Annotated in this window: 16 protein-coding genes and 1 pseudogene; 13 read left to right on the forward strand and 4 right to left on the reverse strand. The window is 71.2% G+C overall.

Translation table 11 applies throughout. The features are described 5' to 3' along the window. Positions 1–23 precede the first annotated feature (23 nt). The 6 genes and pseudogenes from J5Y04_RS03545 (at position 24) to J5Y04_RS03565 (ending at position 4,616) form a co-directional block, all read left to right on the forward strand. Entirely contained in the window at positions 24–1,502 is a 1,479-nt protein-coding gene (locus J5Y04_RS03545) for an FAD-dependent monooxygenase (RefSeq protein WP_209410286.1), read from the forward strand. 467 nt (positions 1,503–1,969) lie between these two features. Then, entirely contained in the window at positions 1,970–2,233 is a 264-nt protein-coding gene (locus J5Y04_RS03550) for a hypothetical protein (protein ID WP_209410287.1), read from the forward strand. Then, positions 2,205–2,735, forward strand: a complete 531-nt coding sequence (locus J5Y04_RS03555) for a DUF6879 family protein (RefSeq protein WP_209410288.1) — start codon at positions 2,205–2,207, stop codon at positions 2,733–2,735. The genes J5Y04_RS03550 and J5Y04_RS03555 overlap by 29 nt, the downstream gene beginning before the upstream one ends. A gap of 10 nt (positions 2,736–2,745) precedes the next feature. Continuing rightward, positions 2,746–3,018 (forward strand): annotated as a pseudogene (locus tag J5Y04_RS03560) (Scr1 family TA system antitoxin-like transcriptional regulator); the annotation flags it as partial. Positions 3,019–3,292: 274 nt separating this feature from the next. After that, on the forward strand, positions 3,293–3,427 hold the full coding sequence (locus tag J5Y04_RS42790) for a hypothetical protein (protein ID WP_256463450.1): 135 nt from the start codon (positions 3,293–3,295) through the stop codon (positions 3,425–3,427). Between the two features lie 7 nt (positions 3,428–3,434). Beyond that, positions 3,435–4,616 (forward strand): rRNA adenine N-6-methyltransferase family protein, encoded by a 1,182-nt coding sequence (locus tag J5Y04_RS03565; RefSeq protein WP_209410290.1) that lies wholly within the window; start codon positions 3,435–3,437, stop codon positions 4,614–4,616. A gap of 117 nt (positions 4,617–4,733) precedes the next feature. Here the strand turns inward: J5Y04_RS03565 and J5Y04_RS03570 are convergent, their stop codons facing one another. Next, entirely contained in the window at positions 4,734–5,387 is a 654-nt protein-coding gene (locus tag J5Y04_RS03570; RefSeq protein WP_209410291.1) for a LysE family translocator, read from the reverse strand. Between the two features lie 303 nt (positions 5,388–5,690). Between J5Y04_RS03570 and J5Y04_RS03575 the strand changes: the two genes are divergently transcribed. The 4 genes from J5Y04_RS03575 to J5Y04_RS03590 all read left to right on the forward strand — a co-directional run bounded on the left by J5Y04_RS03575 (position 5,691) and on the right by J5Y04_RS03590 (position 9,531). After that, complete coding sequence (locus J5Y04_RS03575) at positions 5,691–6,290, forward strand: histidine phosphatase family protein (protein ID WP_209410292.1); 600 nt, start codon at positions 5,691–5,693, stop codon at positions 6,288–6,290. Positions 6,291–6,718: 428 nt separating this feature from the next. Next, positions 6,719–7,417, forward strand: coding sequence for an SDR family oxidoreductase (locus J5Y04_RS03580; RefSeq protein WP_209410293.1), 699 nt, complete (start codon positions 6,719–6,721; stop codon positions 7,415–7,417). Between the two features lie 231 nt (positions 7,418–7,648). After that, positions 7,649–8,893, forward strand: coding sequence for a histidine kinase (locus J5Y04_RS03585; RefSeq protein ID WP_245204290.1), 1,245 nt, complete (start codon positions 7,649–7,651; stop codon positions 8,891–8,893). After that, on the forward strand, positions 8,881–9,531 hold the full coding sequence (locus J5Y04_RS03590) for a response regulator transcription factor (RefSeq protein WP_209410295.1): 651 nt from the start codon (positions 8,881–8,883) through the stop codon (positions 9,529–9,531). The genes J5Y04_RS03585 and J5Y04_RS03590 overlap by 13 nt, the downstream gene beginning before the upstream one ends. A gap of 501 nt (positions 9,532–10,032) precedes the next feature. On the opposite strand, the gene J5Y04_RS03595 is transcribed toward J5Y04_RS03590, so the two are convergent. From J5Y04_RS03595 to J5Y04_RS03605, 3 genes are all read right to left on the reverse strand, one after another. Continuing rightward, positions 10,033–10,845 (reverse strand): hypothetical protein, encoded by an 813-nt coding sequence (locus J5Y04_RS03595; RefSeq protein WP_209410296.1) that lies wholly within the window; start codon positions 10,843–10,845, stop codon positions 10,033–10,035. 223 nt (positions 10,846–11,068) lie between these two features. Then, complete coding sequence (locus J5Y04_RS41320; RefSeq protein WP_209410297.1) at positions 11,069–11,302, reverse strand: DUF397 domain-containing protein; 234 nt, start codon at positions 11,300–11,302, stop codon at positions 11,069–11,071. Beyond that, on the reverse strand, positions 11,299–12,159 hold the full coding sequence (locus J5Y04_RS03605) for a helix-turn-helix transcriptional regulator (protein ID WP_209410298.1): 861 nt from the start codon (positions 12,157–12,159) through the stop codon (positions 11,299–11,301). Before J5Y04_RS03605 ends, J5Y04_RS41320 begins: the two co-directional genes overlap by 4 nt. 187 nt (positions 12,160–12,346) lie before the next feature. Here J5Y04_RS03605 and J5Y04_RS03610 point away from each other — a divergent pair, with 187 nt between their 5' ends. The 3 genes from J5Y04_RS03610 to J5Y04_RS03620 all read left to right on the forward strand — a co-directional run bounded on the left by J5Y04_RS03610 (position 12,347) and on the right by J5Y04_RS03620 (position 14,477). Continuing rightward, entirely contained in the window at positions 12,347–12,790 is a 444-nt protein-coding gene (locus tag J5Y04_RS03610; RefSeq protein WP_209410299.1) for an ATP-binding protein, read from the forward strand. A gap of 82 nt (positions 12,791–12,872) precedes the next feature. Further along, positions 12,873–13,595 carry a hypothetical protein gene (locus J5Y04_RS03615; protein ID WP_209410300.1) on the forward strand — a complete coding sequence of 241 codons (723 nt, stop codon included), beginning with the start codon at positions 12,873–12,875 and terminating at the stop codon, positions 13,593–13,595. A gap of 72 nt (positions 13,596–13,667) precedes the next feature. Then, positions 13,668–14,477 carry an alpha/beta fold hydrolase gene (locus J5Y04_RS03620; RefSeq protein WP_209410301.1) on the forward strand — a complete coding sequence of 270 codons (810 nt, stop codon included), beginning with the start codon at positions 13,668–13,670 and terminating at the stop codon, positions 14,475–14,477. The last annotated feature ends 82 nt before the right edge of the window (positions 14,478–14,559 follow it).

Raw genomic sequence — 14,559 nt, forward strand, 5'->3', positions numbered from 1 at the left:
ACAACCGGAAGGGGCGGACAGACATGACGACCGTGGTGATCGTGGGGGCGGGGCCGACCGGACTGACCCTGGCGTGCGGACTGGCGCGACAGGGCGTGGCGGTCCGGGTGATCGAGAAGGCGGCGGCCTTCCACACCGGCTCGCGCGGCAAGACCCTCAATCCGCGCAGCCTGGAGGTGCTCGCGGACCTCGGCCTGGGCGAGCGGCTGGCAGCCGAGGGCCGCACCCACCTGCCGTTCCGCAAGTACTTCGAGGGCGAGTTCGTCAAGGAGAGCGAGCCGTTCGCCGGCGTCCGCCCCAGCGATGTCGCCCCGTATCCGGCGAGCCTGTGGCTCCCGCAGACGCGGGTGGAGCGGCTGCTGCGCGAGAAGCTCGCCGAGTACGGGGTGGCGGTCGAACTCGCCACCGAGCTCGCGGACTTCACGCAGGACGGTGACGGGGTGGAGGTGCGCCTCGCGGACGGCGGGCGGATCTCCGCCGAGTACCTGGTCGCGTGCGACGGCGGCCGCTCCACCGTGCGCAAGCTGCTGGGGATCCCGTTCGTCGGCGACGGCGACCCGGAGCCGATGATGGTCTGCGGCGACGTCGAGGTCGAGGGCCTGGAGCCGGGCGCCTGGCACCAGTGGTTCGGGCCGGAGGGCGTGTTCATGCTCTGCCCGTTCGAGGGCAGCCGCCGCTGGCAGCTGCAGGCCAGCCCCGAGAGGGACGCCGACGGCCGGGCGGTGGCCCCGTCGCTGGAGAGCTTCCAGCGGCTGGCCGCACGGCACACCGGCCGCGAGGACCTCAAGCTCACCAACGCCACGTGGCTGTCCACCTGGCGGGTCAACGTCCGGATGGCCGAGAGCTACCGCCAGGGGCGGGTCTTCCTGGCCGGCGACTGCGCCCACGTCCACCCCACGGCGGGCGGGCTCGGCATGAACACCGGCATCCAGGACGCCTGGAACCTCGCCTGGAAGCTGGGGCACGTGCTGCGCGGCCTGGCGGGACCGGCCCTGCTGGACACCTACCAGGAGGAGCGGCTGCCGATCGCCGCCTGGACCCTCGACGTCAGCACCGCCGGGATGGCCGCCGTCACCGAGGGCATCAGCACCCCCGGCGTCGGCGTCGAAGCCGGCCGGGTGGCCGACGTCACCGGCCTCTCGCTCGGCTACCGGTGGAGCCGCCTCGCCACCGACCGCCTCGGTGGCCCGCTCCAGGCCGGCGACCGGGCGCCGGACGCCGTCTGCTCCGGCCCCGACGGCGAACCGTCCAGCCTCTTCGGGCAGTTCGCCGGTGACCACTTCACCCTGCTCGGCTTCGGTCCGAGCGCCCGCCCCGCCCTCGCCGACCTGCCCGGCCACGTCCGGCCGGTCCTCCTCGACGACCCCGACGACGCCGCCCGCGACGCCTATGGAATCACCGGCGACGCCCTCGTCCTCGTCCGCCCGGACAACCACATCGCCCTCACCGCCCCGGCGGCCGCCCGCGACGAGGTGCTCGCGTACCTCGCGGCCCTGCGGTAGGCGGGGGCGGGCGGATCGCCGGACGCCGCACGCGGGACACCGCACACTGCACGCCGCACACTGCACGCCGCACGCCGCACGCCGGACACCGCATGCCGCGAGGGCGTGTGGACTCATTCGGGCCTCCGCCGGATCGGCGGAGGCCCGAAGGCGCTCCGGGGCCAGGCGGTGAAGGCGCGGGAGAGCGGTCCTCGATGGCCTGGACGAAGGCCGTACGTGCCGGACCGGGACGAGTTGCCGGCGGACTGCGCCGATCCCTGCTGCATGGCGACGGTGCGGCCCCGGCTTGGTGTGGCGCGCGATGGAGGAGGAGCGGCACGCCTGAGCTGAAGCGAGCAAGCGGGAAGATGGCGGCGCGTAGCGTGGTTCTCGAAAGCCACTTTGCTACCGTGCGCCCTTGGCGGGCAGTCAGGTGCTTGCGAGGGTCCTTGCGAGATTTCGCAACCGGTTGGACAGGGGACAATGCCATGGCGCTGGAGTTCATCGGGATCGACCCCGAGACCGGGAAGGAGGGGTCTCCCACGGTGTGGGTGGACGTCGGTACGGGGGAGATCGTTATTCAGGGATGGACGGCGGGCGAGGCTCTGACCGCGGAGATCAGCGGAGTGGGGTGGTCCGCCGGCCACGAGCCGGGCATCCCGGACGGCGAGTCCGTGATCCGGATGCCGGTTCGGATGGTGCCGATCCTGAGGGAGGCCTGCGATGCAGCCGATCGCGCCGGACTTCTCTGAATTGTTGAAGGGCGCTCAGAGGACTGCTGTGCACCTGGAGATGCGTGACAGCTACGGAGTGGCCGACGAGCTGCCGGCCGTCGAGAGGTTCAAGCAGACCGGTCAGTCGGACCTCGACCCGGAGTCGGAGTACTGGGCGCCGTGGACTGCAATGGTGCGCGAGGCTGTCGCCCGTGGGGTGGTGCTGCGCCGTGCGCGGATCATCTCCGAGCCGGTCACCGACTACATCCGCTACGAACACGCGATGACCCCGGTGAACATCGGAGCCGGCGAGGAAGTACGTTGGCTGCCGCGCAGGCGTGCGTCCGACCTTGCGCTGCCGGGGAACGACTTCTGGGTGTTCGACGGTCGGGCGGTTCGTTTCAACCACTTCACCGGAACGGGGGACTGGGCGGACCCGCGGACCTCCTACACCGAGGACGAGGCTGTTGCGCGGCTCTGTTCTTCGGCGTTCGAGGCCGTGTGGGAGCGCGCCGTCCCCCACGAGCAGTACATCGTCTGACCCTGCCAGCCGCTTGGATCACCTGCTCACGGTCATGCCGCTGCCCGGAGTCTCACTTGGGGTCATCCCTCTCGGGGTGGAGCGGATCATTTGGCCGTTGGAGGCGTTCTATCTCCACGATGACCGGGAAGTTGCCGTGGAGACTCTGACCGCCGAGGTCACGGTGAAGCAGCCACGCGAGATTGCCGACTACCAACGGGCGTTCGGCGAGTTGGCAAAGATGGCTGTCCACGGCGATGCCGCGCGGGCATTGATCGCGTCGGCCCGTACCGCGCTCGGCTGAAGTGGCGCAATCATCTGCAACTTCGTTGAGGGCGCGTGCCGAGGCTCTCCAACGTGGTGGCCAGTCACCCAAAGTGACAGGCCGGTGACGCGACCGGTCGAAGGGGTGGCCCGCGCGGCTCGCAACCACCAAGAGGAGTACCGGCATGCGTACGCTCACGACCCCGCAACCCCCAACTCCACAGCCTCCGGCGCCGCCCGGGCCGGGTCCGATGGTCCCGGCCAGCGGTTTGCCCGGCCGCACGGCGACCACCGTTACGAAGCAGTGGACGCTGATGGGGGATCAGAACAAGGGTGGCCCGAACGACGGCAAGGGCGGCGGCCACGCCAAGCCCGGAGGGCCGGTGATCGGGCCGTCCCCCTCGAAGGACGGCAAGGGTCCCACCCCCGACCCGAAGCACCGGAAGTGACCTCACGGTGACGGACTACCAGCACAACCCGGAGCAGGCCCACGTGCGCGGCCTGCTCCGGGCCGTTCGCGAGACCATCGGCCGCGATGTGGCCCCCGAGTGGACGAAGGCAGCCGAAGCGGCACCCCGGCACTGCTTCCTTCCCGAGTTGATCTGGCTGGACGACGACGGCGGTGGGTACCGACCGTGCGACCGCCGGAGCGGCCCCGACCGGTGGCTGGCCGCCGCCTATGACGACGAGCCGGTGGTGACGCAGCTCAATGACGGCACGGTGCCCGATGATCTGGCCGACGCGTGGCCGTCGTCCTCCTCCTCGGCACCGTCGGTCGTCTTCCGGATGCTTCAGATGCTCGATCTCCAGCCGGGGATGAAGGTGTTGGAGATCGGCACCGGCACCGGTTGGACGAGCGCCCTGCTGTCGCACCGGCTCGGCGACAGCAACGTCACCACGATCGAGCTGGACCCGGCCCTTGCCGTGCGGGCCCGTGTCGTCCTGAAGGAGGCCGGGTTCGGGCCTGAAGTCGTTTGGGGTGACGGGGCATTGGGGTGGAGCCGGAACACCCCGTACGACCGGGTGGTGGCCACGTGCGCGGTGCAGAAGATACCCCCGGCGTGGGTCGACCAGACGCGGCCGGGCGGCACCATCCTCACCCCGTGGGACAACCCGTGGGCGCACTGGGGGCTTCTGCACCTGCTGGTCGGCGACGACGGGACGGCGGTCGGCTGGTACAGCCCGGACAGCGCGTTCATGCTGATGCGGACCCAGCGGACCCACCTGGGGATCTACCGGGACGTCGTGAAGGACGATCACCGGTCGGCCAAGTCCGAGACGACACTGCCCCGTCGCGCTGTGGTGGAGGGAGACGCGGCGTTCGCCATCGGGCACCGCCTCGGCGACGTCTGGCACACCTGGGAGGACGCGCCGGTGTACGGGGTGGCGGACCGGCTGTGGATCGCCACCACGGATGCGGCGTCGTGGGCGGCGGTGGACCACGACGGCAGCGAGGAGGACCGGTTCACGGTCTACCAGCACGGGCCGCGCCGGCTCTGGGACGAGGTCGAGGCCGCGTACGAGTGGTGGCGGGGCAGTGGGAAGCCGCACCCGGGCAGGCTCGGTCTCACGGTGACCCCCGAGGGCGGCCACTGGGCATGGCTTGATGAGCCGTCGGAGCGGTGGCTCCTTCGGTAGGTCATGGGTGTGGAGGCTCTGCCCGGGTGGGCAGGGCCCTCACAACTGGGAGAGCAGGACCCGGCCTGGTGTGCTCGCGGTCGACGCCTTGCCGTCCCTGCCGGTCGGTCCCGGCGCTCAGTTCTCTCCGAGTGCCAGCTTGACGCCGAAGCCGACGAGGACCGAGCCGGTGATCGCGTCGATGGCCCGCTGCACCGAGCCGCGGTTCAGCCACCGGCGGACGAGCTGGGTGCCGAGGATCAGCGCGCTGAACCAGACCAGCCCCTCCAGGTCGTGCACGGCCGCGAGGACGACCCCCATCAGCAGATGCGAGGTGCCGCTGGGGATGAACTGGGGCAGCATCGCCATGTAGAAGACGCCGTTCTTCGGGTTCAGCAGGCTGGTGCCCAGCCCGCGCGCCCAGGACCGTGCCCACGTCGCCTCCGCGGTCGTGGCTCCCGCTCCGTCCGCCGCATCCCCCGAGGTGGGCCGGCCGCGCTCCTTGAGCGTCCGGCGAAGCATGCCGATCCCCAGCCAGGCCAGGTACCCCGCACCGGCCACGCGCAGCGCGTCGTACAGCAGATGGGATGCCGTGAGCACCGCCGCGGCACCTACCGCGGCGGCCACGCCCCACACGAGCACGCCGCAGAGGATCCCCAGCGCCGTCGCGAAGGCCCGGCGCCTGCCCAGGGTGATGGCGGAACGCAACACCAGAGCGGTGTCCAGCCCCGGCATGATGGTCAGCATGCCCGCCACGACGGCGAAGGAGGCGACAGCAGAGGTAACGGTCATTCGGCCATCCTGAAGCCGTGTCTGCGATCACGTCCAACGCGGTCTGCTTCACTGCGCATCAGCAGGGCTGATGCCGCTTCTCGCTCGGCGCTTCGCCCCTGGGCGCGGCGGACGTCCTGCTTACTTTCCGCCGGAATTGAGGCTCTGCGACATCCGGGGTCTCCTTCCGGTGGCGGGACGGGTCCATTCGTTGCTGCCACGTTCGGTGAGGGGCTTGCGAGGGCTGTGGCCGGAACCGGAGTGGGAATGGCCGGCGTCGGTCCCTGGACAGCGGGTTCAAGATCGCGCAGGGGGAGGCCTGGGATGACGGGGACGGCGACGCGGTACCTGTATCTGGTGCGGCACGGGGAGGCGTTGGCGGACGAGAGCGGGCTCAGTGAGAACGGGCGGCGGCAGGCGGTGCTGCTGGGCCGGCGGTTGAGGGGGCGGCCGATCTCGGTGGTGCACCACGGGCCGTTGGCGCGGGCCGCGGAGACCGCGCGCCTGGTGGGGGAGCAGCTGGGCGGCGGCGCGGTGCTGCGGGAGACGGAGGTGGCCGGGGACTACGTGCCGTACGTGCCGGAGCGGGCCGAGTTGCCGGCGGACTGCGCCGACCACCTGGTGCGGTTCCTGGAGCAGGCGACGCCGGAGGAACGGCGGCGGGGTCCCGGGTTGGCGCGGCGGGCGGTGGAGGAGTTCACCGGGCCGGTGGCGGGGGAGGAGGAGCGGCACGAGCTGGTCGTGACGCACAACTTCCTGGTGGGGTGGCTGGTCCGGGAGGCCCTGGACGCGCCGAAATGGCGGTGGCTCGGGCTGAACCACGCCAACGCGGCCCTGACGGTCGTCCGCTACGCACCGGGCCGGCCGACGTCGGTGGTCGTCTTCAACGACACGCGGCACCTGCCGGGCGAGTTGCCGTTGTAAGTCCCTGCCCGCGGTGCGGCAATCCGACGGTCCGAGCTGAAGCGACCAGGCGGCGGGACGACGGCGTGCGGCGTGGCCCTTGACGGTGAAGCCCGGGGCGCGAGACGTGACCACAGCCAACCGCTGGTTCCTCCCGTACTCCTCTCCGTCATGATTGCCGGACCAGGAGCGTGAGCGCAGCCCGGGCCCTGCGCGCCGCCGCGCAGGGCCCAACACGGTGGCCGGCAGGACGGGTTCGGCCACTTCGTACGGCATCGTGGCCGGTCGGCGATGGCGTACCGGCTCGGTCGGAAGATCGCTGGGTATAGTGCAGTGTTTCGGGGAACCGGTGACGCGGAGTCGGCCGACCTCACGCGCCACCTCGCGTTCGCCGGCATCCGGGACCCTGGCGGAGCCCCGATGACCCATATCGCCGAGGAGGCCGTCCCATGGAACCCGTCACGCTGATCACCGGTGGCTCGACCGGAATCGGCGCCGCCACCGCCCGCGCCCTGCTCAAGCAGGGCCACCGCGTGGCCGTCACCGGACGTGACGCAGACAAGCTGGCCGCCTTCGCCGCTTCGGCCGGAGCGGGCGAGCGGCTGCTGACGATCACCGGCGACACCAGCGACGCGCACGACGTCGCCTCCGCCGTGCGCCGCGTGGTGGACGCGTGGGGCCGACTGGACAACGTCATCGCCAACGCCGGTTTCTCACTGCCCGGCAACCTGGAGAGCCACGCCCCCGAGGACATGCGCGCCATGGTCCTCACCAACGTCCTGGGCCCGGCCCTGCTGGTGCGGGAGACCCTGCCGCACCTCAGGGAGTCCAAGGGCCGGATCGTGATCATCGGTTCGGTCGCCGGGGTGCGCAACACGCCTGGCAACCTGTACTCGGTCACCAAGTGGGCCGCGCACGCGCTGGCCGAGAACACCCGGCTGCTGGTCGGCAAGGACGGAGTCGGCGTGACCGTCGTCGCCCCCGGGGTGGTGGACACCCCGTTCTGGGACGAGCGCGGCGGAACCCCCGAGGCGGCGCCGGCGATGACCGCCGAGCAGATCGCGGACACGATCGTCTTCGCCGTCAACCAGCCCGCGGGCGTGGACATCAACCACATCACCATGCGGCCGACCGGGCAGCTCGGCTGACGATTCGCTCCCAACGACCGTACGACAAGGCGCCTTGGGCCCCCGCCGCATACCAAGCGGTGAAGGCCGAAGGCGCCTTCGGGCGTCCAGGTGGACGCGCGGCGTCAGGGGGAGAAGTACGCCCCCGGGCCCGCCGGACCCGAGCCCTCCTTGGTGGTACTGGTTTCACCATCGGACCGGGTCCTGGGCGCATGGCACGCACTGGTCGTGGTGCTCTAGGTTCGAGCCGTGATGATTCCTCCCGGGCTGTGGCGCTCGGTCCTTCGGGCGCGGCGGGACGCCGGCTTCCTGGCTGCCGGTGTCCTGCCGCACCTGGCGCTGATCCCGGTGTGGAGCTGGGGCGTGGCGACCGCTGTCGAGGCCGGGAACTGGCCGCTCGCGCTGCCCACCTCGGTCGCCGTGATCCTGCTCGGTGTCCCGGTGCTGACGGCTGTTCAGCGGGCCAGGCACCGGGCGCTGCTCGGCGTGTACCTCCCCCGGCCGACGCCCGCGCCGGGGAAGCAGTGGTGGTGGGCGGCGGCCGCCCGTTGGCTCCGCGCGCCGCGCACCTGGGGGCAGCTCGGCTACCACCTCCTGCTGGGCCCGGTCCTGGCGGTGTCGGAACTGCTGGTGCTCATGGCGCTGCCCTTGGGCCTGGCGGGCGCCACCTGCTCCGCCTGGGCGTGGGGGCTGCCGGTGGAGGTGCGCGAGGAGTGGTTCGGCAACACGACGCAACTGCCGTGCTACACGCTGGGCGGACTCGTCCTGCTCTGCGCCGTACCGTGGGCGGCGGGGGCGGCGGCCCGCGGAGAGTCGCGTGTGGCGATGGCTCTGCTCGGCCCCAGCCCGGCCCAGCAACTCCGCGAGCGGGTAGACGAGTTGGACCAGAGCCGCACCGGCCTGATCGAAGCCGTCGACGCCGAGCGTCGCCGCATCGAGCGCGATCTGCACGACGGCACCCAGCAGCGGTTGGTCTCGCTCGCGGTCAACCTGGGCCTGGCGATGGCCACCCAGCCCGACCTGCCGGCCGGAGCCCGTGAAGCGCTCGCCGGGGCACACCTGGAGGCCAAGCGGGCGATCGAGGAACTCAACGACCTGGTACGGGGCTTGCATCCGGCCGTGCTCGAAGACCGGGGCCTGGACGCGGCGCTGTCCGGACTGGCCGCCCGGGCGCCCCTCCCGGTGCGCCTGCGGGTCGATCTGGCGGAGCGGGCAGCGCCCGCCGTGGAGTCGGTCGCGTACTTCGTGATCTCGGAGGCGCTGACCAACGTGACCAAGCACGCCCGCGCGACGCGTGCCGAAGTGACCGTCCGGCGGGTCGGTAAGGTGCTGCGGGTGAACATCACCGACGACGGGCTGGGCGGGGCCGACGCCCGAGCCGGCACGGGACTGAGCGGGCTGGCCAAGCGGGTCGGCTCCATCGACGGCACCCTGCAGGTCAGCAGTCCCGTCGGCGGGCCGACCACAGTGGCTGCGGAGTTGCCGTGCGAGCGGTGATCGCCGAGGACTCGGTGCTGTTGCGGGTCGGCCTGGTCAAGGTGCTGGAGATGGGCGGGTTCCAGGTCGCCACCGAAGTCGGGGACGGCGAGGCACTGTTGGCGGCAGTGGCGGAGCACCGGCCCGAACTCGCGCTGGTCGACGTCCGGATGCCGCCGGGCTTCACCGACGAGGGAGTGCGCGCCGCGGTGGAGATCCGTCGGCGCTGGCCGGGGACGGCGGTGGTGCTGCTGTCGCAGTACGTGGAGGAGCGGTACGCGGCCGAGCTGCTCTCCACCAACGCCGGCGGCGTCGGCTACCTGCTCAAGCAGCGCGTCGCCGATGTCGCGGAGTTCGTGGCGGCGGTGCGGCGGGTGGCGGAAGGTGGTACGGCACTGGATCCGCAGGTCGTCTCACAACTCCTGCTGCGCCGCGACCTGGACCCACTGAAGCGGCTCACCCCGCGCGAACGCGACGTCCTCGGCGTCATGGCCGAGGGCCGCTCCAACGCCGGCATCGCGCAGGCACTGGTGGTCAGCGAGAGCGCGGTGGCCAAGCACATCAACAACATCTTCGCCAAACTCGACCTCCCCACCGCCGACGCGGACCACCGCCGCGTCCTCGCGGTGCTGAGGTTCCTGGCGGCGTCGGGAACGTGACCGGCCGTCCCCGGGCCTGACGGGCCGTTGTCCGATCGGCCCGGGCCGGCCTGCTCCGGGCTTGTTCGTCCATCTCCTCGGAGGACCAAAGGGGGCTGGGCAGGGAGAACGCCAGGATGAGACGCCGTGGCAGAGCCTCGCCGCCCGCCTGGTGGAGGTGGTGCGGGAGGCGAGGGCCTGGGCCGATCGCGGGGCGGGTTCACCGCCAAGGTCCACCTGAGCGCGGACGGCCGCTGCCGCCCGCTGTCCCTGATCATCACCGCGGGGCAGCGGGCGGACTCTACGCGGTGGCGGCAGGGATCGGTGTCGCCGAGTCCACCTTGTGCCGGTTCAAGCCGGGTCCACTTCGGTCACTCTTCCGGCGGCCCCGGCCCGGCGGATCAGGTCACCGGGAGGTCGCAGCGCTTGAGCCAGTGCGGCTGTAACCACAACGGGCCGGTGGCCGCGGTGGCGATCTCCCCACCCCGGCCACGTCACAAGATCAGCGCCAGAGCCCGTTTCTCAGGGGGACGGTGGCTGCGAGCGGGTGCCCAAGGGCGGGACGGGCCTGTCCGTTCCCATGTACAGCGGGTCGGTCGGCCACGGGTAGCCCAGTTGCTCGGTCTGCCAACCTCCCCAGACCTCGGCGGTGGCCCGGGGATCGCCTGCGGTCAGCCACGCTTCAAGGCGTTCGGCCTGGTCCGACGGGTCGTCCGCGGAGACCGGGAGGGTCGTCCCGAACTGGATCTGGGGCAGATCCGTATCGGCCCGGTCAGGGGGGTGCCTCAGAACGAGGTGGATCCGGTCGGGTTCCTCGCGGGAGGCCCAGACGGCCTCCAACTCGCACTCCCACCTGACCAGCCAGTCCCCGCGTTCCCTCAGCCCGTCCTCAAGCAGCCGCGCAACTGCTCGTGCCGGCCACTCCCAATCGCGGTCCTCTCCGGCCCGCAGGACCTCGGCCTCGTACTGGGCCGCGGTGAACCGGAACTCCGGCAGGTCGAGGTCCTCATTGGCCGGGTCCCGCCAGCCCGCCCAGACGACATGATCCCCGTCACGCCTGACCGTGACGTACAGACCACCGCAGCACCTCTCCAGGCCGCACCCGGCTCCACCGAGCAGGACCTCCTGGGGCGTCACGGTGGCATGCAACGGCCCGTTCCGGCGCAACAGATTCCGGGGGCCTGATCCGTCGTACCGGGGGCCTCCTTCCCCGCCGCGGGGGGACAGGTCGGCCAGGAGATCCCGGCCGTTGACGATCGGGCGGACCTCTATGCCGCCCTCGCCGGGCGGGTGGCAGACGACGCTCAGGACGAGAAGGTCCGGTTCCGTGGTCATCGGTCCATGGTCGCGGAGCCGGTCGCAGCTGTCATGTGGATTTGCGTGGCTCCGCTCAGGGGGCGGCGGTCCGGGCCGTTTTCAGGCACGTCGGCCTCCCGACACTTCCGGAACGACGGGGCAGTCTGGGGAGGGGTGGTCGTGTTCAACGACACGCGGCACCTGCCGGCGACCTGCCGCTGTAGGCCCTGCCCGGGCAAGCCGGGCAGGGCCGTGGCGTCGGTCAGGCGGTGAAGTTGGGGGAGTGGGACTCGATGGCCTTCACGAAGGCGGACCACTCGGCTCGGTCGAAGGCGAGGTGGGGGCGGGAGAGGTCCTTGTCGTCGCCGAGCCAGACGTCGCCGTTGTCGAAGCGGGCGATGATCACGCAGTCGCCGTTGCCGTCACCGGAGAAGGGGGACTTGGTCCAGGTGGCGTCGGCGGGGTTGTGGTCGTAGGGATCCTGCTTCTCGCTCACGTCAGCTCTTCCAACTTGCGTTCAAGGGCGGTGATGGTGTCCTGCGGGGATAGCGCGCACCGCTTCACCCGGGCGAGGGCTCGCTCGGCTCGTCGTACGTCGCGTCCCGTTCTACGCGGGAGCATACCGCCGACGGCTTCGATGAAAGCGAAGCCGTTTTCGGGATCGTCGGGGAATCGCATCAGGGTGATTCCGGATGACAGGATCCCAGGCCGTCCGGCACTCAGCGGAACCATCCCCAACGTGACGTTGGCGTATTGGGCGACCTTGATCGCATGCCGGATCTGCTCGGCCAGCACGGTGCTGTCGCCGGCCACGAGCAGTGCGACCTCTCCGAAGTAGGCCTCGAAGACGAGTGCCGGGTCCTGAGTCAGTCGACGCTGGCGCAGAACGCGGACCTCCGCGCCCGCCTCGACACGTTCCTCGTTGGGAGAGTCCAGGCCGGCGGCGATCATTTCCTTTGCGTAGCCCTCGGTCTGGACCAGGCCGGGCAGTGCGGAGGGAAAGTAGTTGAGTATGTGTGAGGCATCGGCTTCAAGTGCCAGGTACTCCGCGAAGGCCGGCGTGATTGCCTCGGCGTAGTCGAGATCGCGCCACCATTGTTTGGTGGGCCCGTTCCCCAGCAGGTTCTCCAGGTCCTCCCGCTCTTGACCCGCGACACCGGCGTGATCCAGCAACGTGGCCAGGTCGGCGGCGCTGATGGGCTGCTGGGCTCGTTCGATCCTGCTGAGTCGACCGGGGCTCCAGCCCTTCAGGCCGGCCGTCATGTCGATGAGCGTCTTGTTGTTCTCCAGCCGCCAGGCGCGCAGTTCGTCGCCGAGGCGGATCTGCCGGATCGCTGACAGGTCCTTGCTCAAGTGGCGCCCCTCCCTCCGGGTGTGGACGACCAGTCTCGCCAGACGGCGGGCGAGGACTCAAGTCCGATTCAAGATCAATTAATTTCTTCGAGCATTGCTGTTGCAGGTTCGATTTCGCATGCCCCACACTCAACGTGACCGCACGAACACGCTCCTGACAGGGCGTCGAGCTGCGAAGGGGTGAACCATGTCCACCTTCCGCACACCCGTCCTCCGCACCTGGGAGGCGATCCTCACCGAGCACTCCAGCTCGGTCCGCACGGCCCGCCGCCACATCCGCGACCAACTCAACTCCTGGGGCTGGGAGGGCGAACGCGTCGACGACCTCGTCCTCATCACCTCCGAACTCGTGACCAACGCCGTCGTCCACGCCTGCCAGGGGCAGGGCGAGGTCCGGCTCTACCTCCAGGAGTTCGGCGGCGACTGCCGACTCGAAGTCTGGGACTCCCGCTTCGACCTCCCGCTCCAGGAGCGCCGTCCGCGCCGCTTCAACGAAGGCGGCCGCGGGATCGAACTCGTCCGCGACCTCGCCTTCGACTTCGGGGTGATCACCCGCCGCGGTGCCGGAAAGCGTGTGTGGGTGCGTGTCCTCCTGGATGCCGCCACCCAGCCTCCGCTGCTGGCCAGTTGAAAAATCCGCTGCCGGGCGCGATCACGCACACAGTCGAAGGTCACCCGGCCCCCAACCCTTCCGACCCGAAGGAGCAGAGCCCATGCACCCCGCCGCCATCGCCTTCCGCGACCCCGCCGCCGTCTACGAGCGCTGCGAGATCGCCGCGGCCCGCCGCCTCACCCTCGAACCCGGCTACGACACCACGGTCGTCGTCCCCGACGGCGCCTGGAAGCCCCTCCCCGACGGCTACCCCGAGCGGTTCGCGCCCAGCATCTTCACCAGGGACAGCGGGCTGATCGAGCTGTTCCGCGTGCCCGACACGGTCTTCGACCTCCACACCCTCACCGCCCTCGTACACACCCTCGGTGACCCCACCCCGGTCACCCTCGGTGATGCGTACGACGTCCCGGGGCAGCTCGTCACCCACCGCGACCCGGCCACCGGCCTGTTGTCCGGCCTGCACGTCGACAACCACCAGAACCTCCCCTATGCCGCCCGGGAGACCGCCCGCCGGCGCCTCTGCGTCAACCTGGGCCCCGGCAGCCGCTACCTGCTGCTCTCCGACACCGACATCAAGTCGGTCTGCCGGACCGTCCACGACCGCTACGAGAACCACCACCCCCGCACCGCCGACCTGCGCCTCTTCGTCACGCTCCGACGCCCGCTGAACGTCCTGCGGCTGCGCATCGACCCGGGCGAGGGCTGGTTCGCGCCGACGGCCGTGCTGCCGTACGACGAGTCCACCGCGGGGCAGGAGTTGCCCTCCGTCACCGGCTCCTGGCTGGGGCACTGGGACCGCGGGGTGTTCGGTCCGCTGATCTGACCGGGGCCGGTCAGCTTGTGTCAGGCTGGTGGGGAGGGGGCTTGGAGCACGACCGCGGTCGGGAGGCTCGCGATGGCCGAGATACAGGTGAACGAGGTGTCGCTGTACTACGAGGCCCGGGGGTCAGGGCCGGGCGTGGTGCTGGTCCACGGGTCCTGGAGCGACGCTGACAGCTGGGCGCGCGTGGTGCCCGGGCTGGCCGAGCAGGCGACCGTCGTCGCGTATGACCGGCGCGGGCACAGCCGCAGCGACGACCTGCTCACCCAGGGCTCGGTCTACGAGGACGCGGCCGACCTGGCCGGGCTGATCGAGGGACTCGGCCTCGCCCCCGCCTTCGTCTGCGGGGAGTCGTACGGCTCGCTGATCACGCTCCGGCTCGCCGCCGCCCGCCCGGACCTGCTGCGCGGCCTCGCCGTGCACGAGCCGCCGGGGACGTCGATGCTGCTGGCCGATCCCGACCTGCGGCCCGTCGGGACGGCCTTCGCCGGGCGGATCGCCGCCGTCCGGGAGCTGCTGGAGCAGGCGGAGTCGGCCGCGGCGGCCGAGCTGTTCGTGGAGACGCTCGCGTTCGGGCCGGGGGCGTGGGCGCAGCTGCCGGCGCCGATCCGGCACACCTACATCCGCAACGCGCCGACGTACCTGGACGAGCTGCGCGACCCGGACGCCCTGGACCTCGACCTCACCGCCCTCGCCCACTATGCCGAGCCCGCGCTCCTCACCCAGAGCGACGACAGCGCGCCGATGTACGGCGAGGTGCTGGACATGATCGACCTCGTGCTGCCGAAGGCGGAACGGCACCTGTACGAGGGTGCCGGTCACGCTCCGCATCTGTCGCAGCCGGAGGAGTGGGTGCGGGTGACCCTGCCGCGCGTCCTGGGGTGAGGCGCGCGCGAGGGGCGTGAACGGAGGCGTGCGCGCCCCCGGGGCGTGCGGACCAGACGGTGGTACGGGTCGGACGGTGCCG

The organism is Kitasatospora sp. RG8, from assembly GCF_017813315.1.
Classification (GTDB): domain Bacteria; phylum Actinomycetota; class Actinomycetes; order Streptomycetales; family Streptomycetaceae; genus Kitasatospora.